A 25,435-nucleotide genomic window follows, 5' to 3' on the forward strand; every position below is an offset into this window, starting at 1 on the left:
CGCGCACTCCAGGTCCCCTCCATCGGGCGAATCGCGCAGGGGTCCGGCGTGCCCGCACACGGCCCGGAACATGCTCCCGGTCGTGTACGGATCACTCATCTGGCGGCTGACCACGGCGCTCGCGCTCACCTGGCTGCTGTCCTCCCCCGCCCTCGTCCCCGATGGACGCGTACGCGCAGCTGTCGGCGAGCGCCGGGGCGGGGGAGGACAGCAGCCAGGTGAGCGCGAGCGCCGTGGTCAGCCGCCAGATGAGTGATCCGTACACGACCGGGAGCATGTTCCGGGCCGTGTGCGGGCACGCCGGACCCCTGCGCGATTCGCCCGATGGAGGGGACCTGGAGTGCGCGGGGTTTGGAACCGCTGAAAGGGAACAGAGGGGTCTCGGGCACCCGTCGAAGGTAAATGGCCGATTGTCGACCCCGGCGTCGGGAATGGCATCAAAGGCGGCGTCACCGGTCCGGGGCATTCGAGGTCCTGGACGGGCGTCGAGGGCGCGGGCGGCGGCCGTCCGGTTCCGGGACGGGACCGGTTCCGGAACCGGGGCATCCGCCCAGCGGACGCCAACGGTCAAGGCTCCCACGGCACATGAGGCGCGGCTCCCGAGGAAGCCGAGTTCCATGGTGCGCCAAAGTAGTCCGGGAGTGAACTATTTGATCCCGCCCGTTCGCCGAATGTGACGGGCAGCGACGAGGCGGTTGCACATGCCATGAGAGTGTGACCAATAACGGACCGCTAATTTCCGTTTCCACTCGCTCTCTTGGCGGTCGATCAGTAGCCTCTGGTCCACACTGACCATGAACATGGCCGGATCGCCGTGGCGAACTTGTTGGAGACATCGATGGAGCGTCCCGCCTGGGCACCGCAAGGCATTGACATATCGGTGCCGAGCGTGTCCCGAATGTATGACTTCTATCTGGGCGGCTCGCACAATTTCGAGGTGGACCGGGAAGCGGCCCGGAAGGCCATGGAGTTCATGCCGGGACTTCCCAAGGTCATGCAGGCGAACCGCGCGTTTATGCGCCGGGCGGTGCGCTACGCGCTGAGCGAGGGCGTCCCCCAGTTCCTCGACATCGGCTCCGGGATACCCACGTTCGGCAACGTCCACGAGGTCGCCCAGGCCGCCGACCCCGGCGCCAGGGTCGCGTACGTCGACCACGACCCGGTCGCGGTCGCGCACAGCCAGGCGGTCCTGGAGGGCAACGACGGCGCGACGATCGCCGCCGCCGACCTGCGCAGGCCCCAGGAGATCCGGGACAGCCCCGAGGTCGCCAAACTCCTCGACTTCGACCGCCCGGTGGCGCTGCTGCTCGTGGCCGTACTGCACTTCATCGAGGACTCCGACGACCCGCAGGGCGCCGTCGCCGAGCTGCGCGACATGCTGGCCCCCGGCAGCCTCCTGATCGTCACCCACGCCGCGTACGAGGGCATTCCGCTGAGCCGCGAGGAGGCCGGCGGCGCGGTCGGCGTCTACCAGAACATCCGCAACCCGCTGATCATGCGCACGCGTGAGGAGGTCGCCCGCTTCTTCGACGGCTTCGAGCTGGTCGAGCCGGGCCTCGTCGCCATGCCGGAATGGCGCCCCGAGAACACCTCGGCACCCGAGAACGAGGACCCATACGCCTTCTCGGGCATCGCGGGAGTGGGACGCAAGGCGTGAGCATCCCCGCCCAGCCGTCCGGAGCCCCGGACGCGGCACCCGACGGCCCCGAGGACCGGCTCCGGAGATTCGCCACCATCTGGAGCCGGGCCATCTTCCCGTCGACGGCCACCTCCATGACCCGGCCCGAGTTCGAGCAGCACCTGCTGCCGCTGGCCCGCACACTCAGCGAGACCCTGCACGCCCGCCCGTTCGACGCGGCCGCGGCGACCCCGGTGGGCGGCGCGCTCGTCGCGGCGCACTGCACCGACCCGGACGCCCTCAGCTCCACGCTCGGCGTCGTCGACTCGTACCTGGTGCTCTACTGCGGCAGCAACGGGCCGGCCGCCCTGACCACCGAGGACAGCCGCTCCCGCTGCGCCCGCATCCAGCACGCGGTGGCGGCCGGCTTCACCCAGGCCCTGCGCGAACGGACGCTGGCCGAGCAGGAGGCCATCGCCCGCTCGGCGCTCGCCGCGCGCTCCCACGCCGAACAGGCCCTGCACGCCACCGAGGCACGCTTCCGGGCGGTGTTCAAGGACGCCGCCATCGGTATCGGGATCGCCGACCTCGACGGCAACGTGCTGGAGGTCAACGACACCCTCACCCGGATGTTCGGCGGTCTGGAGAACCACGTCCTGAGCCACCGCGTCAACGAGTGGGTCCATCCGGAGGACTCCCCGCAGGTCTGGAAGTACTACAACGAACTGGTACGCGGTGAACGCGAGCACTACCGGGTCGAGAAGCCGTACTACCGCAACGACGGCACCGTCCTGTGGACCAACCTGACGGTGTCGCTGCTGCGTGACTCCGAGGGCCGGCCCGAGTACCAGCTGGCGCTGCTGGAGGACACCACCGAGCGCCGCCTGCTCAACTTGCGCCTGCGGTACGAGGCGACCCACGACGCGCTCACCGGTCTGCCCAACCGGACGCTCTTCTTCGAGCGCCTTGAGAAAGCGCTCTCAGCGGGCGACGGCAGCCGCTTCGGGCTCTGCTACCTGGACCTCGACGGCTTCAAGGCCATCAACGACAGCCTCGGCCACGCCGCCGGCGACCGGCTGCTCGTCGAGGTCGCGGACCGCCTGCAGAGCTGTGCCACCGCCCCCGGAGAGATGGTCGCCCGGCTCGGCGGCGACGAGTTCGTGGCCCTCACGACGAGCTTCGACTCGCCGGCCGAGGTCGACGAACTCGCCTGCCGCATCCTCGGCGTACTCGGCGCACCCATCCGGCTCGACGGGCGCGAGCTGACCGTCCGCGGATCGATCGGGATCGTCGAGGGCCCCGCCGGGGAACGCAGCGCCGCGGAGGTCCTGCGCAGCGCCGACATCACCATGTACCGGGCCAAGTCGGCGGGCGGCAACCGCTTCGAGCTGGCCGACGCGGAGGCCGACGCACGGGCCATCACCCGGCACGGGCTGACCACGGCCCTGCCGGCCGCCCTGGAACGCGGCGAGTTCTTCATCGAGTACCAGCCGCTGGTCCACCTCGGCGACGGTACGGTGCACGGCGCCGAGGCCCTGGTGCGCTGGTGTCACCCGCAGCACGGGGTGCTCGGGCCCGACCGGTTCATCGCCCTTGCCGAGCACACCGGGCTCATCGTGCCGCTCGGCCGCTGGGTCCTGGAGGAGTCGGTACGGCAGGCCAACTTCTGGCAGGAGCGGCACACCGACGGCGGCCCGCTGCGCATCAACGTCAACCTCTCACCGGCCCAACTGCACCACCCGCAGCTGGTCGCCGAGACCGTCGACGTCCTGGAGCGCTCAGGACTCGAAGCGGGCGCGCTGTGCCTGGAGGTCACCGAGTCGGCGCTCATCGGCGCCGACGAGGACCTGCTCAAACCGCTGCGCCAGCTCGCCGAGATGGGCGTCGACATCGCACTGGACGACTTCGGCACCGGGTACTCCAACCTCGCGAACCTGCGGAGGCTGCCGGTGAGCGTGCTGAAGCTGGACCGGTCCTTCACCCAGGGGATGCAGCACCATCCGGCGGACCCGGTGGACCTGAAGATCGTCGAGGGCATCGTGTCGCTCGCGCACAGCCTCGACCTGGCGGTGACGGTCGAGGGCGTGGAGACGGGCGCCCAGGCCGAGCAGCTGCGGCAGCTGGGCTGCGACACGGCCCAGGGATGGTACTACGCCCGTCCGGGCGCCCCGGACCGCATCCACTCGCTGCTGCTGGCCGACGCGGTGTGAACCGGGCGGACCGGCGTGCCCCCGGGGGCACGCCGGTCCGCCCGTCCCGCCGGCGGGCGGACGCGGCACCCCTCACGGAGCCGCCGTGTCCGTCCGTCCCGCCAGCAGGACCCGCTGCAGCTCGCGGGCCGCGCGCGGCGGGGCCACGTCGCTGCGGTGCGCCAGCGCGATGGTGCGGCGCAGCCCCGGGCGGGCCAGGGGCGTCGTACGCAGGTCGAGTCCGGCCCGGGTGGCGACCATGTTCGGGACCACCGCGATGCCCAGGCCCGCGCGGACGAAGCCGAGCACCGCGTCCATCTCGCCGCCCTCCACCGTGAACGACGGCTCGAAGCCCTCGGCCCGGCAGGCGGTCACCGTCAGCTCCCGCAGGTCGTAGCCGTGCCGGAACATCACCAGCGGCTCGCCCTGGAGGTCCGCGATCCGGACCCGGCCGCCGCGCCCCGGCCGCGGGCGGTGCGCCGAGGAGACGACGACCAGGTCCTCCTGGAGCAGTTCGACCGTGCTCAGTGCCGGTGAGGCGGCCGGCAGCGGCAGCACCACCAGGGCCAGATCGAGCGCCCCGCGCGCCAGCTCCCGTACCAGGTCGTGGGAACCGCCCTCCTCCAGCAGCAGCTGGATGCCCGGGTGGAGGTCGTGGAAGGAACGCAGCACCTCGGGCAGCAGCCCCGTGCACACGCTGGGCGTCGCACCCAGCCTGACCCGGCCCCGCCGCAGCTGGGCCAGCTCCTGCACCTCGTGCCGTGCGGTGTCGGCGTCGGCAAGGATGCGCCGGGCGAGCGGCAGTAGCGCCTCGCCCGCGTCGGTCAGCGTGATGTTGCCGCGCGCCCGGCTGAACAGCTCGGCGCCCAGCTCGTTCTCCAGGGCCCGGATCTGCTGGGAGAGCGAGGGCTGCGAGACGTGCACCTCCTCGGCGGCACGAGTGAAGTGCCGGGTCTCGGCGACGGCAACGAAATAGGTGAGCTGCTGGAACTGCATCACCCCACGCTACCCCGCCTCATAGCCTCGGCCTATGGAGATAAGCCACTCCATGTCTTGGACTGATCGGCGCCTTCGCCCTAGCGTCGTGTCCCATGGCATTGGCAACCCGGACGGACCGACGGCCGTCCATGACGCGCACGCTCTGGGACTCGACCGTCGGCAAGAAGGCGATCATGGCCGTGAGCGGTCTGGTCATGCTCCTCTACCTGGTCGTCCACATGATCGGAAACCTGAAGATCTTCTTCGGGTCCGGCGAGTTCAACGGCTACGCGCACTGGCTGCGGGTGATGGGCGAGCCGTTCCTGCACTACGAGTGGGCGCTGTGGATCGTGCGCGTGGTGCTCGTCGTCGCCGTGGTGCTGCACGCGGTCTCCGCGTACCAGCTCAGCCGCCGCGACCTGCGGGCGCGGCCCGTCACGTACGTGCACAAGCGGCCGCGCGCGAGCTACGCCACCCGCACCATGCGCTACGGCGGGGTGATCCTCGGGCTGTTCATCGTCTGGCACATCCTGGACCTGACGACCGGCACCGTGCACTCCGGAGGTTTCCAGTCCGGCCACCCGTACCAGAACGTCGTGGACACCTTCTCCACCTGGTACGGCAACGTCATCTACATCCTCGCGATGCTCGCCCTGGGACTCCACGTCCGGCACGGGTTCTGGAGCGCCGCGCAGACCCTGGGCGCCGGCCGCGCGAGCCGCGACCGCGTCCTGAAGACCCTCGCCGACGTCCTCGCGCTGGTGCTGACGGTGGGCTTCATCTCCGTACCCGTCGCCGTCATGACCGGAGTCGTGAGCTGACATGAACGACTACACGCACTACACGACCGGCGAACCCCTCGCCGACACCAAGGCCCCCGCGGGACCGGTCGCCGAACGCTGGGACACCCGCCGCTTCGAGGCCAAACTGGTCAACCCCGCCAACCGGCGCAAGCACACCGTCATCGTCGTCGGCACCGGCCTGGCCGGCGGCTCGGCCGGCGCGACCCTGGCCGAACAGGGCTACCACGTCGTCCAGTTCTGCTTCCAGGACTCGCCCCGCCGGGCCCACTCGGTAGCCGCGCAGGGCGGCATCAACGCGGCCAAGAACTACCGCAACGACGGCGACTCGGTGCACCGCCTCTTCTACGACACCGTCAAGGGCGGCGACTTCCGCGCCCGCGAGTCCAACGTCCACCGGCTCGCCCAGATCTCCGTCGAGATCATCGACCAGTGCGTCGCGCAGGGCGTCCCCTTCGCCCGCGAGTACGGCGGGCTCCTCGACAACCGCTCCTTCGGCGGCGTCCAGGTCTCCCGCACCTTCTACGCCCGGGGCCAGACCGGACAGCAGCTGCTCCTCGGCGCCTACCAGGCGCTGTCCCGGCAGATCGCCGCGGGCAACGTCGAGCTGCACCCCCGTACCGAGATGCTCGACCTGATCGTCGTCGACGGCCGGGCGCGCGGCATCGTCGCCCGCGACCTCGTCACCGGGAGGATCGACACCTACTTCGCCGACGCCGTGGTCCTGGCCAGCGGCGGCTACGGGAACGTCTTCTACCTCTCGACCAACGCGATGAACTCCAACGCCACCGCCATCTGGCGGGCCCACCGGCGCGGTGCCCACTTCGCGAACCCCTGCTTCACCCAGATCCACCCCACCTGCATCCCGCGCACCGGCGACCACCAGTCCAAGCTGACGCTGATGAGCGAGTCGCTGCGCAACGACGGCCGCATCTGGGTGCCGAAGGCCAAGGGCGACACCCGCCCGGCCAACGAGATCCCCGAGGACGAGCGCGACTACTACCTGGAGCGCCAGTACCCCTCCTTCGGCAACCTGGTGCCCCGCGACATCGCCTCGCGCGCCGCGAAGAACGTCTGCGACGAGGGGCGCGGCGTCGGGCCCGGCGGCCAGGGCGTCTACCTGGACTTCGCCGAGGCCATCCAGCGGATGGGACGCGCGAAGGTCGAGGAGAAGTACGGCAACCTCTTCGACATGTATGCGCGGATCACCGCGGAGAACCCGTACGAGACGCCGATGCGCATCTACCCGGCCGTGCACTACACGATGGGCGGGCTCTGGGTCGACTACGACCTCCAGACCACGATCCCGGGTCTCTTCGCGATCGGCGAGGCCAACTTCTCCGACCACGGCGCCAACCGGCTCGGCGCCTCCGCCCTGATGCAGGGTCTCGCCGACGGCTACTTCGTCCTGCCGTCCACCATCAACGACTACCTCGCCCGCAATCCGCGGCTGGAGAAGGCCGACGCCGCGCATCCCGCCGTCCAGGAGGCCGTCGCCGAGACCGAGGACCGGCTCAACCTGCTGCTGGCCGTCGACGGCGACCGCACCCCGGACTCCTTCCACCGCGAGATCGGCGAACTCATGTGGGAGTACTGCGGGATGGCCCGCAGCGAGGAGGGGCTGCGCACCGCGCTCGCCCGCATCCCGCTGATCCGCGAGGAGTTCTGGCGCCGCATCAAGGTCCCCGGCACGGGTGAGGAGTTCAACCAGTCGCTGGAGAAGGCCAACCGCGTCGTCGACTACCTGGAACTCGCCGAGCTGATGTGCCTCGACGCCCTGCACCGCGCCGAGTCCTGCGGCGGCCACTTCCGCGAGGAGTCCCAGACCCCGGACGGCGAGGCGGCCCGGCGCGACGAGGAGTTCTCCTACGGCGCCGCCTGGGAGTTCACCGGCACCGGCGAGGCCCCCGTCCTGCACAAGGAAGACCTCGTCTTCGAGTACGTCCACCCCACTCAGCGGAGCTACGCATGAAGCTCACCCTGCGCGTCTGGCGCCAGAAGAACACCGACGCCCAGGGCGCCATGTCCACGTACGAGGTGGACGGCATCTCGCAGGACATGTCGTTCCTGGAGATGCTCGACACCCTCAACGAGGAGCTGATCCTCGCCGGTGACGACCCCGTCGCCTTCGACCACGACTGCCGCGAGGGCATCTGCGGTGCGTGCAGCCTCGTCATCAACGGCGACGCCCACGGCCCGGAGCGCACCACGACGTGCCAGCTCCACATGCGGTCCTTCGACGACGGCGACACCATCGACATCGAGCCCTGGCGGGCCTCGGCCTTCCCGGTCGTCAAGGACCTGGTCGTGGACCGTTCGGCCTTCGACCGGATCATCCAGGCCGGCGGCTACATCTCGGCCCCGACCGGTACGGCCCCGGACGCGCACGCCACGCCGGTGCCCAAGCCGGACGCCGACTTCGCCTTCGAGCACGCCGAGTGCATCGGCTGCGGCGCCTGCGTCGCGGCCTGCCCCAACGGTTCGGCGATGCTGTTCACCTCGGCCAAGGTCAACCACCTGAACGTCCTGCCGCAGGGGGCGCCCGAGCGGGAGACCCGGGTGCTCGACATGGTGGAGCAGATGGACGGCGAGGGCTTCGGCGGCTGCACCCTCACCGGGGAGTGCGCCACCGCGTGCCCCAAGGGCATCCCGCTGCCGTCGATCTCGGCCATGAACAAGGAGTGGCTGCGGGCCACCCGCAAGGCGCGCCGCTGAGCCGCCGCGCGGCAGAGGGTCCCGGAGGCCGCCCGCCTCCGGGACCCTCTGCGTGTCACACGATCCGGGTCAGGCCTTGGTGACCGAGAGGTCGTCGCCGTAGACCGTGCCCTGGCCGTACCAGCCGTGCAGGTAGACCGTCACCGAGCCGCTCGCACCGGTGGTGAAGGACACCGACTGCTTGGTGTAGCCGCTCGACGTGCCCCAGGTGTTCGCCGTCGCGCCGCCCCGCACACCGAGGTACGCGTAGTTCCCCTGCACATAACCCTGCAGCGTGTACTTGGTGTTGGGGGAGAGGGTGAGCGTCTGCGCGCACTCACCGGTCTGCGACGAGGTGGCCGCGACGGACAGCGCGTGCGTACCGCCGTGCACCGGCGAGGAGACGACCGCGCCGCCGGACTCACAGGTCCAGGGGCCGAGCGCACCGGTCTCGAAGTCGCCGTTGACCAGCGACCCCGTCCCGCCGCCGGAACCGGGCACCGTCAGCGTGAACGACGCCGAGTGGCTGAGCGTGCCGGACGTACCGGTGACGTTGACGGTGTACGTGCCCGGTGCCGCCGACGCCGAGGCGCTGAGCGTCAGCGTCGAGGAGCCGCCGGCCGTCACGGAGGTCGGGCTGAGCGTCGCGGTCACCCCGGCCGGGGCGCCGCTCGTGGTCAGCGCGACGGTCTTCGCGGCGCCCGAGGTCACCGCGGTCTTCACGGTGGCGGTCGTCGACTTGCCCGGCTCGACCGTGGCCGAGGAGGGAGTCACGGCCACCGAGTAGTCGTCGGTCACCGGGCCGCTGCCGCCGCTCGTGAACGGCGCGAAGGTGTGCGTGAAGTACCAGGTGTCCTGCGCAATGCCGGAGCAGGTGTCGCTCCCACCGGTGCCGGGGCAGCCGCCGTTGTCACGCTGGAGCGCCCAGAACGACAGGGTGTTGACGCCCTTGGAGACGGCCCAGTCGTAGACCACGGGCGCATTGGCCGTGGTGAAGGTCTCGGCCGGCCCGTAGTCGTCGATGCCGGGCATCTCGATGATGCCGGTCATTCCCCACAGTTGGGCGTCGGTTTTCGAGGGGTAGAGCTTCGCCAACTGGCCTTTGAGACCGGTGATCGAGGTCTGGGTGTCCGTGGCCATGTCGTGCGTGGCGCCGTCGTAGTAGTCGAACGTCATCAGGTTGACGACATCGACCTGGGTGCCGTTGGACACCGCGTTCTTGAGCACCGCGAGACCGCTGCTCGCCAGACCGCTGGTCGTGGTGGGCAGCGTGTACGAGATCTGCAGCGGGCGCCCGGCGGCGGCGGCCCAGTCCTGGACCTTCTTGAGCGCCTTGTTGCGGCGGTCGATCCCGGCGCTGTTCGTCAGCGAATTGTCCTCGATGTCCATGTCGAGGCGGGACACGTCGTAGGTCGAGATGACCTTCTCGTACGCGGCGGCGATCGAGTCGACGTTCGTGCAGCTGTCGGCTATCTCGGTGCCGGTGTTGTCGGCGGTGAAGCCGCCGAACGACGGGATCACGTCCCCGCCGCGCGACCGCATCGTGGTGAAGTCGGCGCCGAACTCCGACTGGGCGATCGGCATGCTCGAATCGCCGTTCCAGTACGGGGTGCAGGAGCCGCGGGACTCCGTCTGGATGAAGGCCATGGTCAGGTACTTGGCGCCGGACGCCTGCGCGAGCGCGGCCGGGCTGTCGCCGTTCCACGCCTCGAAGTACGGGGCGAAGACGTGCGCGGGCATGGGGGTGGCGGCGGTGGTGGCGGCCTGCGCGGCGGCGCCGGATCCGAGGACCAGACCTGCGGACGCGACGGCGGTGGCCAAGGCGCTCAGGACGGCGCCGACTGTTCTTGGACGTCTCATGGGGCAGCTCCCAGCGGGGTGGGACGACGGGCGGATGCACGGCTCGGCCGCGCCCGGTGAGGGGCGCGGCCCGTTCCTGTGATTCCCGGCCGGGGTCACATGCCGCACGGCCCGGAAAGGCCGCGTGGCATGCCCATGATTGGTATGGACCAGCTAACTGTCAACATTCTTTACTGTTTCATTCCCTCGCCCGCCCCGGCCGCCAACCCACATGACGAAGCGGTGAGTTGAGGCGGACCGGTCGTTCAGGCGAGGCCCAGGGCCGCCCTCAGGTACCCCGCCGTACGGCTCTCCGGAGCCCGCGCCACCTCCACCGGAGGCCCCGCGGCCACGATCCGGCCGCCCCGGTCGCCGCCGCCCGGACCCAGGTCGATCACCCAGTCCGCGCCCGCGACCACGGCCATGTCGTGTTCCACGACCACCACCGTGGAGCCCGCGTCGACCAGCCCGTGCAACTGCCGCATCAGCACCTCGACATCGGCCGGATGCAACCCCGTCGTCGGCTCGTCCAGCAGGTACAGCGTGTGGCCGCGACGGGCCCGCTGGAGCTCCGCCGCCAGCTTGATCCGCTGCGCCTCGCCACCGGACAGCTCCGTCGCGGGCTGCCCGAGCCGCAGATAGCCGAGCCCCACGTCGAGCAGCGTCCGCAGGCTGCGCGCGGCGGCCGGGGTGTCCGCGAAGAACCCGGCCGCCGCCTCCACGGTCAGATCCAGCACCTGGGCGATGTTCAGCCCCCGCAGCGTGACGTCGAGCGTGTCGGGGTTGTACCGCGCCCCGTGACAGTCCGGGCAGGGCGCGTACGTGCTCGGCAGGAACAGCAGCTCCACCGAGACGAAGCCCTCGCCCTGGCACGTCTCGCACCGCCCGCCCGGCACGTTGAACGAGAACCGGCCGGCCCGGTAACCCCGCTCCCGGGCCAGGGGCGTCGCCGCGAACAGCTTGCGCACCACGTCGAACAGACCGGTGTACGTGGCCAGGTTGGACCGGGGCGTACGCCCGATGGGCCGCTGGTCGACCTGCACCAGCCGGTCCACCGCGTCCAGCCCCTCGGCGCGGGCGTACCCGGCCACCGGCTGCTCGGGGCCCTGTTCCTCCGAGGCGCCGCCCCGGTCGGCCAGTGCCCCCGCCAGCACCTGCCCCACCAGCGTCGACTTGCCGGAGCCGGAGACCCCGGTCACCGCCGTGAACACCCCCAGCGGGAACGCCGCGTCCACCCCCCGCACGTTGTGCCGGTCCACCCCGTACAGCCGCAGCCACCCCGAGGGCGCGCGGACCGCGCGCGGCGGGGGAGGGGCGTCCGGGAAGAGGAAGCGCCGGGTGGCCGAATCCGCGACCTCGGCCAGTCTTGCGGGCGGCCCGCTGTGCAGCACCCGGCCGCCGTGCTCACCGGCCAGCGGCCCCACATCGACGAGCCAGTCCGCCTGCCGCACGACGTCCATCTGGTGCTCCACCACGAAGACCGTGTTGCCGGACTCCTTCAGCCGTCCCAGCACCGCGAGCAGCGCCTCGGTGTCCGCCGGATGCAGACCGGCCGACGGCTCGTCCAGGACGTACACCACGCCGAAGAGGCCGGCGCGCAGCTGGGTCGCGAGACGCAGCCGCTGGAGCTCGCCCGAGGAGAGCGTGGGCGCCGTGCGGTCCAGGCTCAGGTAGCCGAGGCCGAGTTCGGTGACGGTCGCGATCCGGGCCAGGAGGTCGGCCGTCAGGACCCGGGCGGCCCCCTCGCCGCCCGCCGCCGCGAGCACGTCGGCCAGGTCGGTCAGCGCGAGTCCCGCGAGCTGGGCGATCGTACGGCCCGCGAACGTGACGGCCATCGCCTCCGGGCGCAGCCTGCTGCCGTCGCAGACCGGGCAGGGCTCGCTGGTCAGGAAGCGCTCGGCCTTCGCGCGCAGGGTCGCGCTCTTCGAGTCGGCGAAGGTGTGCATCACATAGCGCCGCGCGCTCATGTACGTGCCCTGGTAGGGCCGTTGGATGCGCCCGGCCTCGCGCACCGGATGGACCGTCACCACCGGCTGCTCGTCGGTGAACAGGATCCACTCCCGGTCGGCCGGGTCCAGCTCCCGCCAGGGCCGGTCCACGTCGTGGCCGAGCGCGTCCAGCACATCGCGCAGGTTCTTGCCCTGCCAGGCCCCCGGCCACGCGGCGATCGCCCCGTCCCGGATCGACAGGTCCGGGTCCGGTACCAGCAGTTCCTCACTGGTGCGGTGCACCCGTCCGAGGCCGTGGCAGCGGGGGCAGGCGCCGACGGCGGTGTTCGGCGAGAACGCGTCCGAGTCCAGCCGCTCGGCGCCCCGCGGATAGTCCCCGGCCCGGGAGAACAGCATCCGCAGCGAGTTGGACAGCGTCGTCACCGTACCCACGGACGACCGGGCCCCCGGCGCCGCCCTGCGCTGCTCCAGCGACACGGCGGGCGGGAGCCCGGTGACCTCGCCGACCGCCGGCGCGCCGACCTGGTGGATCAGCCGCCGGGCGTACGGGGCGACGGACTCGAAGTAGCGGCGCTGCGCCTCCGCGTAGATCGTGCCGAAGGCCAGCGAGGACTTCCCCGAACCGGAGACGCCGGTGAACACGGTGAGCGTGTCGCGGGGGATGTCGACATCGGCGTTCCGCAGATTGTGCTCGCGGGCGCCTCGGACCCTGACGTACGGATCGTGGGGCGAGGTCATGGGGGAGGGGTCTCCGTGCGCTCGGTGGTCGTGCCGGTTGGCCGGACTGCGCCGCCGCTTGGTTTGCTGGACGCATGACACACGACGTCCGGCCGGTGGCCGTGTTCGATCTCGACGGTACGCTCGCCGACACCGCCCACCGCCAGCACTTCCTGGAGGGCCGGCGCGACTGGGCCGGCTTCTTCGCCGCCGCGGCCGACGACCCGCCGCTCGACGAGGGCGTACGGCTGGTGCTGAGCAGCGCCGAGGAGTGCGAGATCGTCTACCTCACCGGGCGGCCGGAGCGGTGCCGCAAGGACACCGTGGCCTGGCTGGCCCGGTACGGGCTGCCCGAGGGACGGCTGCACATGCGGCGCGGCAACGACCGCCGTCCGGCCCGGCTGACCAAGCTGGAGATCTTGAAGCGGCTCGGCCGTGACCGTACGGTGCGTGTGCTGGTCGACGACGACGAGCTGGTCTGCGACGCCGCCGAGCAGGCCGGATTCACCGTGCTGCGCGCCCGCTGGGCGGCGGCCTCGCCCGCGCTGAAGGACGCGCAGGAGCGGGAGGGGCGCACCTGAACCGGGCTGCGCCCTCACGGAGCGACCGGCCGTCGCCTCACGCGGGATCGTCGAGCCGGAAGCCCACCTTCAGACCGACCTGGTAGTGCGCGATTCGGCCATCCTCGATCTGTCCGCGCACCTGGGTGATCTCGAACCAGTCGAGATTGTGCAACGTTTCCGAGGCTCTTGCGACGCCGTTGCGGATGGCCTCGTCCACGCCCTCCTGGGAGGTTCCTACGATTTCGGTGACGCGATACGTGTGATTCGGCATGGTATGTCTCCTCTCGCCCTTACCAAGGTGCCCTACCTCGGGCGGGTTCGCGAGGGGTCGCAGACGTCACGCTTGTCCGGAACCGGCCTTGACCAAAGTATTGGTCCATACCAAAATCCAGCCACGCCCGTGCGAGCGCAGCCCGCAGTCCCCCACACCGGGTCCGCAATTTCGTCCTGCCGTTCCGCAGAAGGTGAACCCGTGAAAAACCGCATGCTCGTCGGAGCTGTCGCCCTTATTTCCACCGTTGCGCTGGGTGGGTGCGGCGTGATCCCCGGAACGGGCGGCTCCGGCAGCAAGAAGGTGACCGTCTGGCTGATGAAGGACAGCGTGACCGCCGACTTCCTGGACCGTTTCAAGAAGTCGTACGAGGAAGAGCACTCCTCGGTCGAACTGGAGTTCAAGATCCAGGAATGGGGTGGCATCGGCCCGAAGGTCCTGGAGGCGCTCGGCGGCAAGGACACCCCCGATGTCATCGAGGTCGGCAACACCCAGGTCGCCCAGTACGCCGAGAGCGGCAACCTGCGCGATCTGACCCTGGAATCGATGCGTGACCTGGGAAGCGAGGACTGGCTGCCCGGTCTCGCCGAGCCCGGGAGCATCGACGGCGTCCAGTACGGAGTCCCCTGGTACGCGGCCAACCGGGTCGTGATCTACAACAAGGAGATCTTCGAGGCGGCGGGCATCAAGAACCCGCCGAAGACGCGTGCGCAGTGGATCGAGGACACCGCGAAACTCAACCGCGACGGAAACCAGGGCATGTATCTGCCCGGTCAGAACTGGTACGTACTCGCCGGTTTCATCTGGGACGAGGGCGGAGAACTCGCCAGCGACAAGGAGGGCGACTGGCAGGGCACTCTCGCCACCCCCGCCGCGCTCAAGGGCATGCAGTTCTATTCACAGCTCCAGGCGCTGGGTGACGGACCCAAGGACGCCGACGAGGAAAAGCCCCCGCAGGCCAATGTGTTCGCCGAGGGGAATGTCGCCCAGATCATCTCCACCCCGAGCACCGCGACCCTGATCGAGAAGAAGAACCCCGAACTCAAGGGAAAACTGGGCTACTTCCCGATCCCCGGCAAGACCGCGAAGGCGCCCGGCTCGGTGTTCACCGGAGGCTCCGACCTGATCGTGCCCCAGAAGGCCGACGAGCGCAGCGCCGGCTACGAGGTGATCAAGGCCCTGGCCGGGGCCAAGTGGCAGGAGGACCTGGCCAAGACCATGAGCTACGTGCCCAACAAGCCGGCCCTCGCCCGTGTCATCGAGGGCCAGGAGAGCACCGCCGCGATGGCCGAGGGCGCCACGCGCGGCCACGCCACCCCCAACTCCTCGCAATGGGCCGCGGTCGAGGCCGACAACCCGATCAAGCCCTACATGACGGCGGTCCTCCAGGGCGGTGACCCGGCGACCGAGGCGAAGACCGCCTCCGAGAGGATCACCGAACTGCTCGCAGGCAGCTGATGCACCGGCGTGGGGCGGGTCCGGCTTCCCGGCCCCGCCCCACGCCGCCCGTCACTCCACCGTGGACAGGGACAGCGCGAATCTGTCCTCCGCGTCCGTCCACCAGTGGGCCAGGCGAAGCCCCGCGGCGGCCAGTTCGCGGCGTACTCCGTCCTCGCGGAACTTCGCGGACACCTCCGTGCGCAGCTCCTCACCCGCGTCGAACGGCACCACCAGATCCAGTTCCGGGATCTTCACCGTCAGGGACCGGCGGGCCCGCAGCCGCATCTCGATCCACTCCTCCTGCGGATTCCACCGCGCCACGTGCGCGAAGTCCTCCGGTACGAAGTCCGCGCCCAGTTCCCGGTCGACGACCGACAGCACGTTCCGGTTGAACGCCGCCGTCACCCCGGCCGCGTCGTCGTACGCGGCGACGAGCACCTTCTCGTCCTTCACGAGGTCCGTGCCGAGCAGCAGCGTGTCACCGGGTGCCAGCAGGTCGCGTACCGACTTCAGGAACACCGCCCGCTCGACCGGCAGCAGATTGCCGAGCGTGCCGCCCAGGAACGCCACCAGCCGGGGACCGGGTGTCGCGGGCAGCGAGAGCCCGGCCGTGAAGTCGGCGATCAGCGCGTGCACCGACAGCTCCGGCCGTTCCCTGAGCAGGGCGTCCGCCGCGCCGCGCAGCGCGCTCTCGCTGACGTCGACCGGCACATAGCTGTGCAGGTCCGTCAGCGCGTCCAGCAGGTACCGGGTCTTCTCCGACGAGCCGGAGCCCAGCTCGACCAGGGTGCGCGCGCCGGACGCGGCCGCGATCTCGACGGCCCGGTCGATCAGGATCTCCCGCTCGGCGCGCGTCGGGTAGTACTCCGGGAGCCGGGTGATCTCCTCGAACAGGTCGCTGCCCCGCGCGTCGTAGAACCACTTGGGCGGCAGCGTCTTCGGGTGCCGGGTCAGACCGTTCAGGACATCGGCGCGCAGCGCCGCGTCCGTCGCGTCCTCGGGCAGGGTGCGGGTCAGCAGGAAGGGACTCACGTGCGGGGCTCCTTCAGCGGGGTCAGCAGGACGTCGCCGGCGGTCGCGGTCAGCAGGGTGTGGTCGGGCACCTCGTACCAGCGGGGGTCGTCGTCGTACGGCTCCGAGGCGACGACCGTGTGCCGGCCGGGTTCGGTCAGATGCCACAGGGTGTCGCCCCAGGCCGTCGCCACGACGGTCTCCCCGTCGGTGAGCAGCAGGTTGAGCCGGGAGCCGGGGGAGGCCTCGGCCACCTCGGCCACCGTGTCCGCCACGGCCTGCGCGAGGGCGTCGCCCTGCGTGAGCCGGTGGAGGACCAGGGCCCAGACCAGGGCGGAGTCGCAGCGGGCGGTGAGCCGCAGCAGCTCGGCCGGGGGCAGGGTCGCGGCCACGGACGCCATCGAGCCGGGCCAGCCCTTCACCGCGCCGTTGTGGCTGAACAGGACCCGGTCGGCGGCGAACGGCGCGGCGGCGGCCTCGCCGTCCGGATCGGCCCCGGTCGCGTCCCGGACCGCGGCGAGCAGGGCGTGGCTGCGGACCACCCGGGCCAGATCCGCGAACGTCTGGTCGCCCCAGACGGGGCCCTGGCGCCGGTAGCGGCCCGGGACCGGGTCCCCGTCCGCGTACCAGCCGACCCCGAACCCGTCGGCGTTGACCGTCCCGTTGCGTTGCCTGCGCGGCTCCCAGGACTGCCGCACCAGGGAATGCGCCGGGCGCGTCAGCACCTCGCCCAGGGCGACGGGCGGCCCCAGATAAGCGATATGACGGCACATCAGAGATCCCTCGCGGTGCGGAACCCCGAGAAGATCTGCCGCCGGACCGGCAGGTCCCAGTTGCGGAACGTGCCCCGGCAGGCCACCGTGTCCACCGCGAACGAGCCGCCCCGCAGCACCTTGTGCTCCGGCCCGAAGAACACCTCCGAGTACTCGCGGTACGGGAACGGGGCGAACCCCGGGTACGGCAGGAAGTCGCTCGCCGTCCACTCCCACACGTCCCCGATCAGCTGCCCCGCCCCGCACGGCGCCCGCCCGGCGGGGTACGCCCCGGCGGGCGCGGGCCGCAGATGGCGCTGACCCAGGTTGGCCCGCTCCGGCGTCGGGTCCGCGTCGCCCCACGGATAGCGGCGGGAGCGCCCGGACGCGGGGTCGTGGCGGGCCGCTTTCTCCCACTCCGCCTCGGTCGGCAGCCGCCGCCCGGCCCAGCGCGCGTACGCGTCCGCCTCGTACCAGCTGACGTGCAACACCGGCTCGTCGTCCGGCACCGGCTCGGTCACCCCGAAGCGGCGGCGCAGCCACTGCCCCGCGTCCCGGTGCCAGAACAGCGGAGCGTCCAGCCCGTGTTCGCGGACCATGGCCCAGCCCTCGGGCGCCCACCAGCGCCGTTCGCCGTAGCCGCCGTCCTCGATGAACGCCCGGTACGCGCCGCAGGTCACCGGGGCCGTGTCGATCACGAACCCGGGCACGTCGCGCTGGTGCGCGGGGCGTTCGTTGTCCAGGGCCCATGGCTCGGCCGACGTACCCATGGTGAACGGGCCACCCGGCACCAGGACCTCGGCCGGCAGCGTCGGTGCGTCCGGCGCGCGCGGCGGCTCGGGCGCCGTCAGGGCCGCCGGGCCGGACCGCAGCTGGTGAGTGATCAGCATGGTCTCGTCGTGCTGCTGTTCGTGCTGCGCGATCATCCCGAAGGCGAAACCGGACCTGACCAGGGCGGGTCCCTCACCGAGCGGGGCGGACTCCAGCACGTCCAGCGCCCTGCCGCGCACCTCCGACGCGTACGCGCGAGCCTCGCCGGGCGCCAGCAGCGGCAGCGAGGGCCGGGTGGCGCGCGGATGCTCGAAGGCGTCGTACAGCCCGTCGATCTCCGGCCGCATGGCCTCCCGGCCGGCGACACCGCGCAGCAGCCACAGCTCCTCCTGGTTGCCGATGTGCGCCAGGTCCCACACCAGCGGCGACATCAACGGCGAGTGCTGGGCGGTGAGGTCGTGGTCGTCCACGCTGTCGGTCAGGAGCGTGGTGCGGTCCCGGGCGGCGAGCAACGCGGTGAGCGCGCGCTCGCGCAGCGCCTCGTCGTCCCCCGCGTGCGGGGGAGCGGGGGATTCGGTCATGACAGGGTCCCCTTCGGATGGGCCGGGCGCGGCGCCCCGCCCGTGGTGAGCAGATCGCGCAGGTCGTCGGCCGGGCATCTGCCCCGGGCGACATAGCGCTCGTGGAAGCCGGCGACCGCGTCCCGTACCGCCACGCTCGCGCCCAGCCGGGGGAGCGCCTCCAGGGCGAGCCGGAAGCAGACGTCCGCCGCCTGCCGCAGTTCCGGGTCGACGAGGCCGTCACGGGCCGCCGCGGTCCACAGCGGATTGCGCGGAGCGGCGCCGGTGCCGGCGGTCTCGGCGAGCGGCTTGACGGTCCGGTACACCGTCTCGGCCGCCTCCGGGTCGTCGAACAGGGCGGTCGTGACGGCGAGCGGCACGACCCAGCCGTCGTCACCGGGCTGTGCGTCGATCATGCGCAGCTCCAGGTGCCCGCGCGGGCGCACCGGCGGGAACAGCGTGGTGATGTGGTAGTCGAGGTCGCTCCGGTCCGCTCGCCGGGGCGCCCCGGACCGGATCCAGTCGCGGAAGGTGAGCCCGTCGGGGACGGCCCACGGCCCCTCTCCCCGTACGCACAGCACCGGCGTGTCCAGGACGTGCGCGGCCCAGGCGTCCCGGGGCGGAAGCTGCCCGTCCGGGGCGAGCGTCCGCTTCGGGTCCAGGGCGTCCCACAGGGACTGGCGCGTGGACCGCCAGGGCGTCGGCCGGCCCTCCCGGAACGGCGAGTTGGCGAATGCCGCCACCAGGACCGCGCCCAGCAAATGGGTCAGCTGCCAGCGGCGCGCGTAGCCGAGCGGTCCGGGCTCCTCCTCTCCGGCGTCCAGGCAGACCTGGACGGAGGCGGTGGTGCACATCATGGCGCGGCCGGCCGGCCCCCACCGGTCGAGCGCCCGCTCCATGGCCTCGTACCGGGGCTCGCGCAGCAGTCGGCGCGGCTGCTGCCAGGGATCGACGCCGAGACCGGCCGGAACGAGGCCCAGCCCGTCCAGGGCGGTCCTTACGGCGATGAGATCGGCGGCGGTGTCGTCGATGCACGCCGGCAGGGAAGGGGCCGGGCGCGAGCTGAGCTCCAGCTGGCCGCCGGGTTCGAAGGTGAGCGCCGCGCTGAGCGGCAGCGCCCGGACGGCCGTCGCGGCCGCCTCCAGAAGGTGGGGCGGGACAGGGCGGTGCGGGTGGTCGCGGTCGTGCAGGAGCCATTCGAGTTCGACTCCCACCGTGCGCGGCGGGCCCGTCTTGAAACAGATGCCGCGCAGTAAATCCTCCGCCTCGCCCTCATCGAGGGGCGGAGCGAGACCGCGCGGACCGTGGCCGCCGGGTGTGTCGGATGACATGCCGGGCCTCCTTGTTCCGATGCGTCCGTCCTACCCAAACCCCTGCAAAGGGATCGCACAAGAGTGCCTGGGAAGTGCCTCGCCGATCACGGCCGGATCAGGCCGCTGTATTCCTGTGCCCCGAATATTTGATTGCGTTCGCTGTGACAGGGCGCCGATCATGCCCCGTATGCACCATAAGGGGGAGGCGTCATGAGCGCCCGGCTGCGCGGGATCGCACGCGAGACGGAGAACATCGTCCGGGCGGGTTCCTACCGCACGGCAAACGGCCGGGAAATCAGCATCGAAGAGGACCTGGCCGCCGCCCTCACCGGCACGCGGCTGTACGGTCCCGAGCCGGTGCCCCTCGCTCCGCCGGACCGGGACCGGGCATCCGCCATCGAGGTCACGGGTGAGAGCAGCCTGCAGGCGGCCGCCCGGATGACCGGCGAGCGGCCGGGCGAGGTGGCTGTCCTGAACTACGCGTCCGCCCGCAACCCCGGCGGCGGGTACCTCAACGGCGCCCAGGCGCAGGAGGAGGCGCTGTGCCGGGGCTCCGCGCTGTACGCCACGCTGCTGCGGGTGCCCGGCTTCTACGCGCACCACCGCGCCGAGCGCAGCGCGTTCTACACCGACCGGGTCATCCACTCACCCGGTGTACCGGTCTTCCGGGACGACCGCGGAAGGCTGCTCGACACGCCGTACAGGGCCGGATTCCTCACCTCGCCCGCCCCCAACGCCGGGGTGATCCGCGCCAGGACCCCTCAGGAGGCGCACCGCATCCCCGCCGCGCTCGCCGCCCGCGCCGAGCGGGTGCTGGAGGTCGCGGCAGTCTGCGGCTACCGCAGGCTGGTGCTGGGCGCGTGGGGATGCGGCGTGTTCCTGAACGACCCGGCCGAGGTGGCCGGTGCCTTCCGTGCGCTGCTCACCGGTGACGGCCGCTTCGCGGGCCACTTCGAGGAGGTTGTCTTCGGCATTCTCGGCCGCCGGGACGACTCGCCCACCCGGGTGGCGTTCGACCGCGTGTTCGCCGACCGGGCCTGACTCTCACCCTGACGTAGAGGGTGAGAGTCGGCCCCGGCCGGGCGGCTTCACGACCAGCCGTAACGCTCCCTCAGCCGCTCGACGACCAGGTCGAACCTGCCCCGGTCCAGGGCGCACGCCTCGCGCCGCATCCCGTCCTCGTGGACCCGGAGCACCCGGTCCAGGTCCACCCAGGAAGGCCTCCCCGAGCTGTCCCAGGGGCCCGCGCCCAGTGACACCCACTCCCGGTCCATGTCGTGCTGCTTGCTGGACAGCTGCACGGCCAGCAGCGTGCCCGCCGCCTCGCGCGCCACGACGAGGACCGGCCGGTCCTTGCCGCGCCCGTCGTTCTCCTCGAAGGGCACCCAGGTCCAGACGATCTCCCCGGGGTCGGGGGCGCCGTCCCGGTCGGGCGCGTACGAGGTGCGGACCGGCCCCACGTCGAGCGGGTCGGCCTGGGCGGTGGCTGTGGAACCGGTGCGGCCGGGGAAGCCGGCCTCATTGCTGTCGGTACGGTGCTGGATCGTCATCGCAACACCCTAGGCGCCGCCTCTGCGAACGTCTGGCGCAGGGCCGCCGCGCCGGGGCGTCGCCCGGGTCTGGAAGACTGCCCGCAGCCATGAGCCAGTTACCCGAGCAGCCCACCGAAGGCCCCGTCCCGACCAGCGCCGATGTGGCGCGTCTCGCCGGCGTCTCCCGGGCCACCGTGTCCTACGTCCTGAACAACAACGCGCAGGTGCGGATCAGTGATCAGACCCGCCGCCGGGTACGGGAGGCCGCCGACGAACTCGGGTACGTACCTCACGCGGCGGCCCGGACCCTGCGCGCCGGTCACTCCCGCATGGTGCTGCTGCCCACGGGCAACCTGCCGACCGGGCCCCTGCACCTGCGCTTCCTGCGCGAACTGGAGGCGGGGTTACGGCGCCTGGAGTACACGGTCGTCCAGTACGGCTCGCTCGGACTCGGCGCCGACGACGCCGCCCGCGCCTGGGCGGAACTGCGCCCGGCCGCCGTCATCGTGCCGGGTTCCGTCCCGCTCGCCCCGCGCGGCATAGCCGTGCTCCGGCGTTCCGGAGCCAAGGCGGTCATCACCCTGGGGCCCCAGCCGGTGGAGGGGGCCCACGCCCTGATCATGGATCAGCGGGAGGTCGGCGGCTGCGCGGTGCGCCATCTGCTGGAGCGCGGCAGACGCAGCATCGGGGTGGTGATGCCCGAGGACGCCGCCACCGCCCTGTTCGCCGCCCCGAGGCTCGCCGGAGCCCGGGACGCCGCGCAGAACGGCGGCGCCCGCGTCGAGGTGCTGCCGCTGCGCTACGACGAGGAGTCGGCCGCGTCCCTGGCCGCCCGCTGGCCCGCACTCGGCCTCGACGCCGTCTTCGCGTACGACGACACCTACGCGATGCTCCTGATGCGGGCGCTGCAGGACGCCGGGATCGAGATACCGGCCGAGGCCGCCGTGGTGGGCGCGGACGACTCGATGCTGGGACGGCTGCTGCGCCCCCGGCTCAGCAGCGTACGGATGGAACTGGCCACCGCGCAGCCACTGGCGGACCTGGTCGACCGGCTGGTGCGGCACCCGAGGACCCCGCCCGAGCGCCATGACCTGCTCCGGGCCCGCACCGTGCGGCGCGACTCCAGCTGAACCGGCACGCCAGCGCGGCGACGTGCGCCGCGCACGGCCCGTGCCTAGCGTCATGACCATGAGCCATCCGCAGAGTTACGAAATCCTCATCGTCCCCGAGTTCACCGACGACAAGGCCCCCGGGACCGGCAACGGCGCCACGGGGGCCAGCGTCAGGGGCGCGGCGGCCCGGGGCTCCGACGAGGGCGGCCCCGGCGCGGCCATCCGCTCGGCCGTCGTCACCGCCACCGGCGAGACCGGCGAGACCGGTTACCCCCGGTACGCGGGGGAGGGCGTCGTGGCCGACATCGATCCCGCGACGCGGACCGTCGAGGGCTTGCTCGTCGACGGCTCGGAACTCGCCTACGGGCTCTCGGCCCGTGTCGCCGAGCGGGCCACGGAAGCCTGAGGGCCCATGGCCCGCCGGAGGGGCGGCGGCTTCTACTGCTGCCCCTCCGCCTTGCCCTTCTGCTCGGCCTCGATGGACTTGCGGACCTCGTCCATGTCCAGGTTCCGCGCCTGGCCGATGACGTCCTCCAGGGCCGCCTCCGGCAGCGCGCCGGGCTGAGCGAAGACCGCCACGTTGTCCCGGACGATCATCAGGGTGGGGATCGACCGGATCTCGAAGGCCGCCGCGAGTTCCTGCTGCGCCTCCGTGTCCACCTTGGCGAAGACCAGGTCCGCGTGGCGCTCGGACGCCGCGTCGTAGACCGGGGCGAACTGCCGGCACGGGCCGCACCAGGAAGCCCAGAAGTCGATCAGGACGAAGTCGTTGTCGGTGACGACCTGGTCGAAGTTTTCCTTGGTGAGCTCTACGGTGCTCATGCGTTGCTACCTCTTCCTGTGCCCGTATGAGACGTGTCCCGGACAACGGTGCCCGGACTCGCGCTATTCCGCCCCTGCCCATGTGGCCGACACCCACACCCATGGACAGAATGGGCGCATGACACATGCAGCGGAGCCCGTCGCGTACGACGTAGTGATCATCGGAGCCGGTCCGGTGGGTGAGAACGTGGCGGACCGGGTCCGGGCCGCCGGACTGACCACCGCCGTCGTCGAGTCCGAACTGATCGGCGGGGAGTGCTCCTACTGGGCGTGCATGCCCAGCAAGGCCCTGCTGCGACCCGTCGTCGCCCGCGCCGACGCCCGCCGTGTCCCCGGCCTGAGCGGCGCCGTCCAGGGACCGCTGGACGCCGCCGCCGTCCTCGCCCACCGCGACGAGTACGCCTCGCACTGGAAGGACGACGGCCAGGCCGCCTGGATCGACGGCATCGGGGCCGACATCTTCCGCGGCCACGGCCGGCTGACCGGCCCCAAGCAGGTCACCGTCACCGCGCCCGACGGCACGGAACACCGGCTCACCGCCCGGCACGCCGTCGCCGTCTGCACGGGCAGCCGCGCTGTCGTCCCCCGGCTGCCCGGCATCGAGGACGCCCGCCCCTGGACCAGCCGGGAGGCGACGAGCGCCAAGGAGGTGCCCGGCCGGCTCGTCGTGGTGGGCGGCGGAGTCGTCGGTGTGGAGATGGCCACCGTGTGGAACGCGCTCGGCTCGGACGTCACGATGCTCGTACGCGGCGAGGGCCTGCTGCCCCGGATGGAGCCCTTCGCCGGTGAGCTGGTCGCCGAGGCGCTGACCGAGGCCGGAGCGGACATCCGTACGGGTGTCTCGGCCACCGCTGTACGCCGTGCGGGTGGCGACGGCCCGGTCACCGTGGAACTCGACAACGGTGAGAGCGTCGAGGCCGACGAGGTCCTCTTCGCCACCGGCCGCGCCCCGCGCACCGACGACCTCGGCCTGGAGACGGCCGGCCTCGAACCCGGCTCCTGGCTCACCGTCGACGACACGCTCCGGGTCCAGGGCACGGACTGGCTCTACGCGGCCGGCGACGTGAACCACCGCGCGCTCCTCACCCACCAGGGCAAGTACCAGGCCCGCGTCGCGGGTGACGCGATCGCCGCCCGAGCGCAGGGCAAGCCGCTGGACACCACCCCCTGGGGCCCCCACGCGGCGACCGCCGACCACGCGGCCGTCCCCCAGGTCGTCTTCACCGACCCGGAGGCCGCGTCGGTGGGCCTCTCCCTGGCCGAGGCGGAACAGGCCGGGCACCGGGTCCGCGCCGTCGACTACGACCTCGCCTCCGTGGCCGGTGCGGGGCTGTACGCGGACGGGTACCGGGGCCGTGCCCGCATGGTCGTGGACCTCGACCGGGAAGTCCTCCTGGGCGTCACCTTCGTCGGACCCGGCATCGGCGAACTGCTCCATTCGGCGACGATGGCGGTCGCGGGCGAGATCCCCCTCGCCCGTCTGTGGCACGTGGTTCCGTCGTACCCGACGATCAGCGAGATCTGGCTGAGGCTGCTGGAGACGTACCGGGGCTGAGACGCGGACGGGCGGGCCCCGTGTGGGGCCCGCCCGCTTCGCGTGGCCGACGGAGGACGACGGCGATCAGGCCGGAGGCGCGCTGTCGCTGGTGCTGACGCGGACGTGGTCGACGACAAGTTCGCTGGGGAAGGCCGTGTTGCCGTCGGGGTCGCCGGGCCAGTAGCCGCCGACCGCGAGGTTGAGGATGAGGAAGAACGGCTTGTTGAAGGCCCAGGCGTTGCCGTTCGTGTCGGCCGGGGTGCGGTGCTGGTAGACGTTCCCGTCGACGGACCAGGTGATGGAGTCGGGGGCCCAGTCGATGGCGAAGGTGTGGAAGTCGTCGGCGAAGGCCTGGCCGTTGGGCAGGGTGTAGCCGGCGCCGATGCCGCCGGAGCCGGAGTAGCCGGGGCCGTGCAGGGTGCCGTGCACGGTCGAGGGCTCGAAGCCGACGTTCTCCATGATGTCGATCTCACCCGAGTTGGGCCACCCGACCTGACCGATGTCGTCGCCGAGCATCCAGAAGGCGGGCCACATGCCCTGGCCGCGCGGGATCTTCATGCGCGCCTCGACATGCCCGTACGCCTGGGTGAACTTGCCGGAGGTGTTGAGCCGGGCCGAGGTGTATTCACAGCTCCCGTACCAGCACTGGTAGTTGGAGGGGTTCTCCTTGCGGGCGGTGATGACCAGGTGGCCCTGGCCGTCCAGCGCGGCGTTGTTGTTGCCGGAGGTGTAGTACTGCCGCTCGTGGTTGTTGACGTTGTCGCCGGTCTCGATCTGCCACTTGCTGCCGTCCACGGCCGAACCGGCCGGGCCGTCGAACTCGTCCGAGAACGTCGTCGCGGCGGCGGAGACCCCTTCCGGCTGCCTGGGGGCACCCGACGCGAGGCCGGACGTGGTGGCGACCAGGGCGAGTACGGAGAGAGCGGGTACCAGGAGACGCCTGGTCAGGTGGGGGGAGTTCATGAAC

The 25,435-nt window shown here is 71.6% G+C and carries 23 protein-coding genes; 11 read left to right on the forward strand and 12 right to left on the reverse strand.

Annotated features, from left to right (window positions below; genetic code table 11):
- Nucleotides 1-91: 91 nt before the first annotated feature.
- On the reverse strand, nucleotides 92-265 hold the full coding sequence (locus tag EAO73_RS35885; RefSeq protein ID WP_191134030.1) for a hypothetical protein: 174 nt from the start codon (nucleotides 263-265) through the stop codon (nucleotides 92-94).
- Nucleotides 266-838: 573 nt separating this feature from the next.
- Between EAO73_RS35885 and EAO73_RS12210 the strand changes: the two genes are divergently transcribed.
- Together EAO73_RS12210 and EAO73_RS12215 are read left to right on the forward strand one after the other, a co-directional pair.
- Nucleotides 839-1,657 carry an SAM-dependent methyltransferase gene (locus tag EAO73_RS12210; protein WP_147971549.1) on the forward strand — a complete coding sequence of 273 codons (819 nt, stop codon included), beginning with the start codon at nucleotides 839-841 and terminating at the stop codon, nucleotides 1,655-1,657.
- Nucleotides 1,654-3,828, forward strand: a complete 2,175-nt coding sequence (locus tag EAO73_RS12215; RefSeq protein WP_147971550.1) for a putative bifunctional diguanylate cyclase/phosphodiesterase — start codon at nucleotides 1,654-1,656, stop codon at nucleotides 3,826-3,828. The genes EAO73_RS12210 and EAO73_RS12215 overlap by 4 nt, the downstream gene beginning before the upstream one ends.
- Nucleotides 3,829-3,900: 72 nt before the next feature.
- Here EAO73_RS12215 and EAO73_RS12220 read toward each other — a convergent pair whose 3' ends face one another.
- Nucleotides 3,901-4,803 carry a LysR family transcriptional regulator gene (locus EAO73_RS12220; protein WP_147971551.1) on the reverse strand — a complete coding sequence of 301 codons (903 nt, stop codon included), beginning with the start codon at nucleotides 4,801-4,803 and terminating at the stop codon, nucleotides 3,901-3,903.
- A 95-nt stretch (nucleotides 4,804-4,898) separates the two neighbouring features.
- Between EAO73_RS12220 and EAO73_RS12225 the strand changes: the two genes are divergently transcribed.
- Genes EAO73_RS12225 through EAO73_RS12235 form a run of 3 tightly spaced genes read left to right on the forward strand, consistent with a single transcriptional unit; the run spans nucleotide 4,899 to nucleotide 8,300 of the window.
- Nucleotides 4,899-5,606, forward strand: a complete 708-nt coding sequence (locus EAO73_RS12225; protein ID WP_147971552.1) for a succinate dehydrogenase — start codon at nucleotides 4,899-4,901, stop codon at nucleotides 5,604-5,606.
- A 1-nt stretch (nucleotide 5,607) separates the two neighbouring features.
- Nucleotides 5,608-7,557: a fumarate reductase/succinate dehydrogenase flavoprotein subunit gene (locus EAO73_RS12230; RefSeq protein ID WP_147971553.1), complete on the forward strand. Its 1,950-nt coding sequence runs from the start codon at nucleotides 5,608-5,610 to the stop codon at nucleotides 7,555-7,557.
- Nucleotides 7,554-8,300, forward strand: coding sequence for a succinate dehydrogenase/fumarate reductase iron-sulfur subunit (locus EAO73_RS12235; RefSeq protein WP_147971554.1), 747 nt, complete (start codon nucleotides 7,554-7,556; stop codon nucleotides 8,298-8,300). The genes EAO73_RS12230 and EAO73_RS12235 overlap by 4 nt, the downstream gene beginning before the upstream one ends.
- A 69-nt stretch (nucleotides 8,301-8,369) precedes the next feature.
- On the opposite strand, the gene EAO73_RS12240 is transcribed toward EAO73_RS12235, so the two are convergent.
- The gene (locus EAO73_RS12240) at nucleotides 8,370-10,139 is read right to left on the reverse strand and encodes a glycosyl hydrolase family 18 protein (RefSeq protein WP_224756255.1); all 1,770 of its coding nucleotides are present in this window, start codon (nucleotides 10,137-10,139) and stop codon (nucleotides 8,370-8,372) included.
- 245 nt (nucleotides 10,140-10,384) lie between these two features.
- Nucleotides 10,385-12,805 (reverse strand): excinuclease ABC subunit UvrA, encoded by a 2,421-nt coding sequence (locus tag EAO73_RS12245; protein ID WP_147971555.1) that lies wholly within the window; start codon nucleotides 12,803-12,805, stop codon nucleotides 10,385-10,387.
- Nucleotides 12,806-12,879: 74 nt separating this feature from the next.
- On the opposite strand from EAO73_RS12245, the gene EAO73_RS12250 reads away from it, so the two are divergent.
- Nucleotides 12,880-13,365, forward strand: coding sequence for a hypothetical protein (locus EAO73_RS12250; protein ID WP_147971556.1), 486 nt, complete (start codon nucleotides 12,880-12,882; stop codon nucleotides 13,363-13,365).
- Between the two features lie 37 nt (nucleotides 13,366-13,402).
- Here the strand turns inward: EAO73_RS12250 and EAO73_RS12255 are convergent, their stop codons facing one another.
- Nucleotides 13,403-13,618, reverse strand: coding sequence for a dodecin (locus EAO73_RS12255; protein WP_147971557.1), 216 nt, complete (start codon nucleotides 13,616-13,618; stop codon nucleotides 13,403-13,405).
- Between the two features lie 201 nt (nucleotides 13,619-13,819).
- Between EAO73_RS12255 and EAO73_RS12260 the strand changes: the two genes are divergently transcribed.
- A complete protein-coding gene (locus EAO73_RS12260) occupies nucleotides 13,820-15,076 on the forward strand; it encodes an extracellular solute-binding protein (RefSeq protein ID WP_147971558.1) in 1,257 nt (418 codons plus the stop codon).
- 51 nt (nucleotides 15,077-15,127) lie between these two features.
- Here EAO73_RS12260 and egtD read toward each other — a convergent pair whose 3' ends face one another.
- Genes egtD through egtA form a run of 4 tightly spaced genes read right to left on the reverse strand, consistent with a single transcriptional unit; the run spans nucleotide 15,128 to nucleotide 19,483 of the window.
- Entirely contained in the window at nucleotides 15,128-16,090 is a 963-nt protein-coding gene (egtD, locus tag EAO73_RS12265) for an L-histidine N(alpha)-methyltransferase (protein WP_147971559.1), read from the reverse strand.
- A complete protein-coding gene (gene egtC, locus EAO73_RS12270; RefSeq protein WP_147971560.1) occupies nucleotides 16,087-16,842 on the reverse strand; it encodes an ergothioneine biosynthesis protein EgtC in 756 nt (251 codons plus the stop codon). Before egtC ends, egtD begins: the two co-directional genes overlap by 4 nt.
- Nucleotides 16,842-18,173 carry an ergothioneine biosynthesis protein EgtB gene (gene egtB, locus EAO73_RS12275; RefSeq protein WP_147971561.1) on the reverse strand — a complete coding sequence of 444 codons (1,332 nt, stop codon included), beginning with the start codon at nucleotides 18,171-18,173 and terminating at the stop codon, nucleotides 16,842-16,844. Before egtB ends, egtC begins: the two co-directional genes overlap by 1 nt.
- Nucleotides 18,170-19,483, reverse strand: coding sequence for an ergothioneine biosynthesis glutamate--cysteine ligase EgtA (gene egtA / locus EAO73_RS12280; RefSeq protein ID WP_147971562.1), 1,314 nt, complete (start codon nucleotides 19,481-19,483; stop codon nucleotides 18,170-18,172). Before egtA ends, egtB begins: the two co-directional genes overlap by 4 nt.
- A gap of 192 nt (nucleotides 19,484-19,675) precedes the next feature.
- Between egtA and EAO73_RS12285 the strand changes: the two genes are divergently transcribed.
- Nucleotides 19,676-20,506, forward strand: a complete 831-nt coding sequence (locus EAO73_RS12285; protein ID WP_147971563.1) for a TIGR02452 family protein — start codon at nucleotides 19,676-19,678, stop codon at nucleotides 20,504-20,506.
- Nucleotides 20,507-20,553: 47 nt separating this feature from the next.
- On the opposite strand, the gene EAO73_RS12290 is transcribed toward EAO73_RS12285, so the two are convergent.
- A complete protein-coding gene (locus tag EAO73_RS12290; RefSeq protein WP_147971564.1) occupies nucleotides 20,554-21,015 on the reverse strand; it encodes a type II toxin-antitoxin system PemK/MazF family toxin in 462 nt (153 codons plus the stop codon).
- 89 nt (nucleotides 21,016-21,104) lie between these two features.
- On the opposite strand from EAO73_RS12290, the gene EAO73_RS12295 reads away from it, so the two are divergent.
- Nucleotides 21,105-22,127 (forward strand): LacI family DNA-binding transcriptional regulator, encoded by a 1,023-nt coding sequence (locus EAO73_RS12295; protein ID WP_147971565.1) that lies wholly within the window; start codon nucleotides 21,105-21,107, stop codon nucleotides 22,125-22,127.
- Between the two features lie 52 nt (nucleotides 22,128-22,179).
- On the forward strand, nucleotides 22,180-22,515 hold the full coding sequence (locus tag EAO73_RS12300; protein WP_147971566.1) for a hypothetical protein: 336 nt from the start codon (nucleotides 22,180-22,182) through the stop codon (nucleotides 22,513-22,515).
- A gap of 32 nt (nucleotides 22,516-22,547) precedes the next feature.
- Here the strand turns inward: EAO73_RS12300 and trxA are convergent, their stop codons facing one another.
- Nucleotides 22,548-22,931, reverse strand: a complete 384-nt coding sequence (gene trxA / locus EAO73_RS12305; RefSeq protein WP_147971567.1) for a thioredoxin — start codon at nucleotides 22,929-22,931, stop codon at nucleotides 22,548-22,550.
- Nucleotides 22,932-23,049: 118 nt separating this feature from the next.
- On the opposite strand from trxA, the gene EAO73_RS12310 reads away from it, so the two are divergent.
- Complete coding sequence (locus EAO73_RS12310) at nucleotides 23,050-24,486, forward strand: dihydrolipoyl dehydrogenase family protein (RefSeq protein WP_191134031.1); 1,437 nt, start codon at nucleotides 23,050-23,052, stop codon at nucleotides 24,484-24,486.
- A gap of 66 nt (nucleotides 24,487-24,552) precedes the next feature.
- Here the strand turns inward: EAO73_RS12310 and EAO73_RS12315 are convergent, their stop codons facing one another.
- Nucleotides 24,553-25,431, reverse strand: a complete 879-nt coding sequence (locus tag EAO73_RS12315; RefSeq protein WP_147971568.1) for a family 16 glycosylhydrolase — start codon at nucleotides 25,429-25,431, stop codon at nucleotides 24,553-24,555.
- Nucleotides 25,432-25,435: the final 4 nt, after the last annotated feature.

This window comes from Streptomyces sp. col6 (genome assembly GCF_008042035.1).
Taxonomy (GTDB): domain Bacteria; phylum Actinomycetota; class Actinomycetes; order Streptomycetales; family Streptomycetaceae; genus Streptomyces.

What these genes read in the sequence shown, in the direction of transcription:
- EAO73_RS12285 (WP_147971563.1), top strand. Translation starts at nt 19,676, where the DNA reads ATGAGCGCCCGGCTGCGCGGGATCGCACGCGAGACGGAGAACATCGTC.
- EAO73_RS12255 (WP_147971557.1), bottom strand. Translation starts at nt 13,618, where the DNA reads ATGCCGAATCACACGTATCGCGTCACCGAAATCGTAGGAACCTCCCAG.
- EAO73_RS12220 (WP_147971551.1), bottom strand. Translation starts at nt 4,803, where the DNA reads ATGCAGTTCCAGCAGCTCACCTATTTCGTTGCCGTCGCCGAGACCCGG.
- EAO73_RS12240 (WP_224756255.1), bottom strand. Translation starts at nt 10,139, where the DNA reads ATGAGACGTCCAAGAACAGTCGGCGCCGTCCTGAGCGCCTTGGCCACC.
- trxA (WP_147971567.1), bottom strand. Translation starts at nt 22,931, where the DNA reads ATGAGCACCGTAGAGCTCACCAAGGAAAACTTCGACCAGGTCGTCACC.
- EAO73_RS12290 (WP_147971564.1), bottom strand. Translation starts at nt 21,015, where the DNA reads ATGACGATCCAGCACCGTACCGACAGCAATGAGGCCGGCTTCCCCGGC.
- EAO73_RS12230 (WP_147971553.1), top strand. Translation starts at nt 5,608, where the DNA reads ATGAACGACTACACGCACTACACGACCGGCGAACCCCTCGCCGACACC.
- EAO73_RS12225 (WP_147971552.1), top strand. Translation starts at nt 4,899, where the DNA reads ATGGCATTGGCAACCCGGACGGACCGACGGCCGTCCATGACGCGCACG.
- egtC (WP_147971560.1), bottom strand. Translation starts at nt 16,842, where the DNA reads ATGTGCCGTCATATCGCTTATCTGGGGCCGCCCGTCGCCCTGGGCGAG.
- EAO73_RS12315 (WP_147971568.1), bottom strand. Translation starts at nt 25,431, where the DNA reads ATGAACTCCCCCCACCTGACCAGGCGTCTCCTGGTACCCGCTCTCTCC.
- EAO73_RS12245 (WP_147971555.1), bottom strand. Translation starts at nt 12,805, where the DNA reads ATGACCTCGCCCCACGATCCGTACGTCAGGGTCCGAGGCGCCCGCGAG.
- egtA (WP_147971562.1), bottom strand. Translation starts at nt 19,483, where the DNA reads ATGTCATCCGACACACCCGGCGGCCACGGTCCGCGCGGTCTCGCTCCG.
- EAO73_RS12235 (WP_147971554.1), top strand. Translation starts at nt 7,554, where the DNA reads ATGAAGCTCACCCTGCGCGTCTGGCGCCAGAAGAACACCGACGCCCAG.
- EAO73_RS12210 (WP_147971549.1), top strand. Translation starts at nt 839, where the DNA reads ATGGAGCGTCCCGCCTGGGCACCGCAAGGCATTGACATATCGGTGCCG.
- EAO73_RS12250 (WP_147971556.1), top strand. Translation starts at nt 12,880, where the DNA reads ATGACACACGACGTCCGGCCGGTGGCCGTGTTCGATCTCGACGGTACG.
- egtB (WP_147971561.1), bottom strand. Translation starts at nt 18,173, where the DNA reads ATGACCGAATCCCCCGCTCCCCCGCACGCGGGGGACGACGAGGCGCTG.
- EAO73_RS12295 (WP_147971565.1), top strand. Translation starts at nt 21,105, where the DNA reads ATGAGCCAGTTACCCGAGCAGCCCACCGAAGGCCCCGTCCCGACCAGC.
- EAO73_RS12310 (WP_191134031.1), top strand. Translation starts at nt 23,050, where the DNA reads ATGACACATGCAGCGGAGCCCGTCGCGTACGACGTAGTGATCATCGGA.
- EAO73_RS12300 (WP_147971566.1), top strand. Translation starts at nt 22,180, where the DNA reads ATGACCATGAGCCATCCGCAGAGTTACGAAATCCTCATCGTCCCCGAG.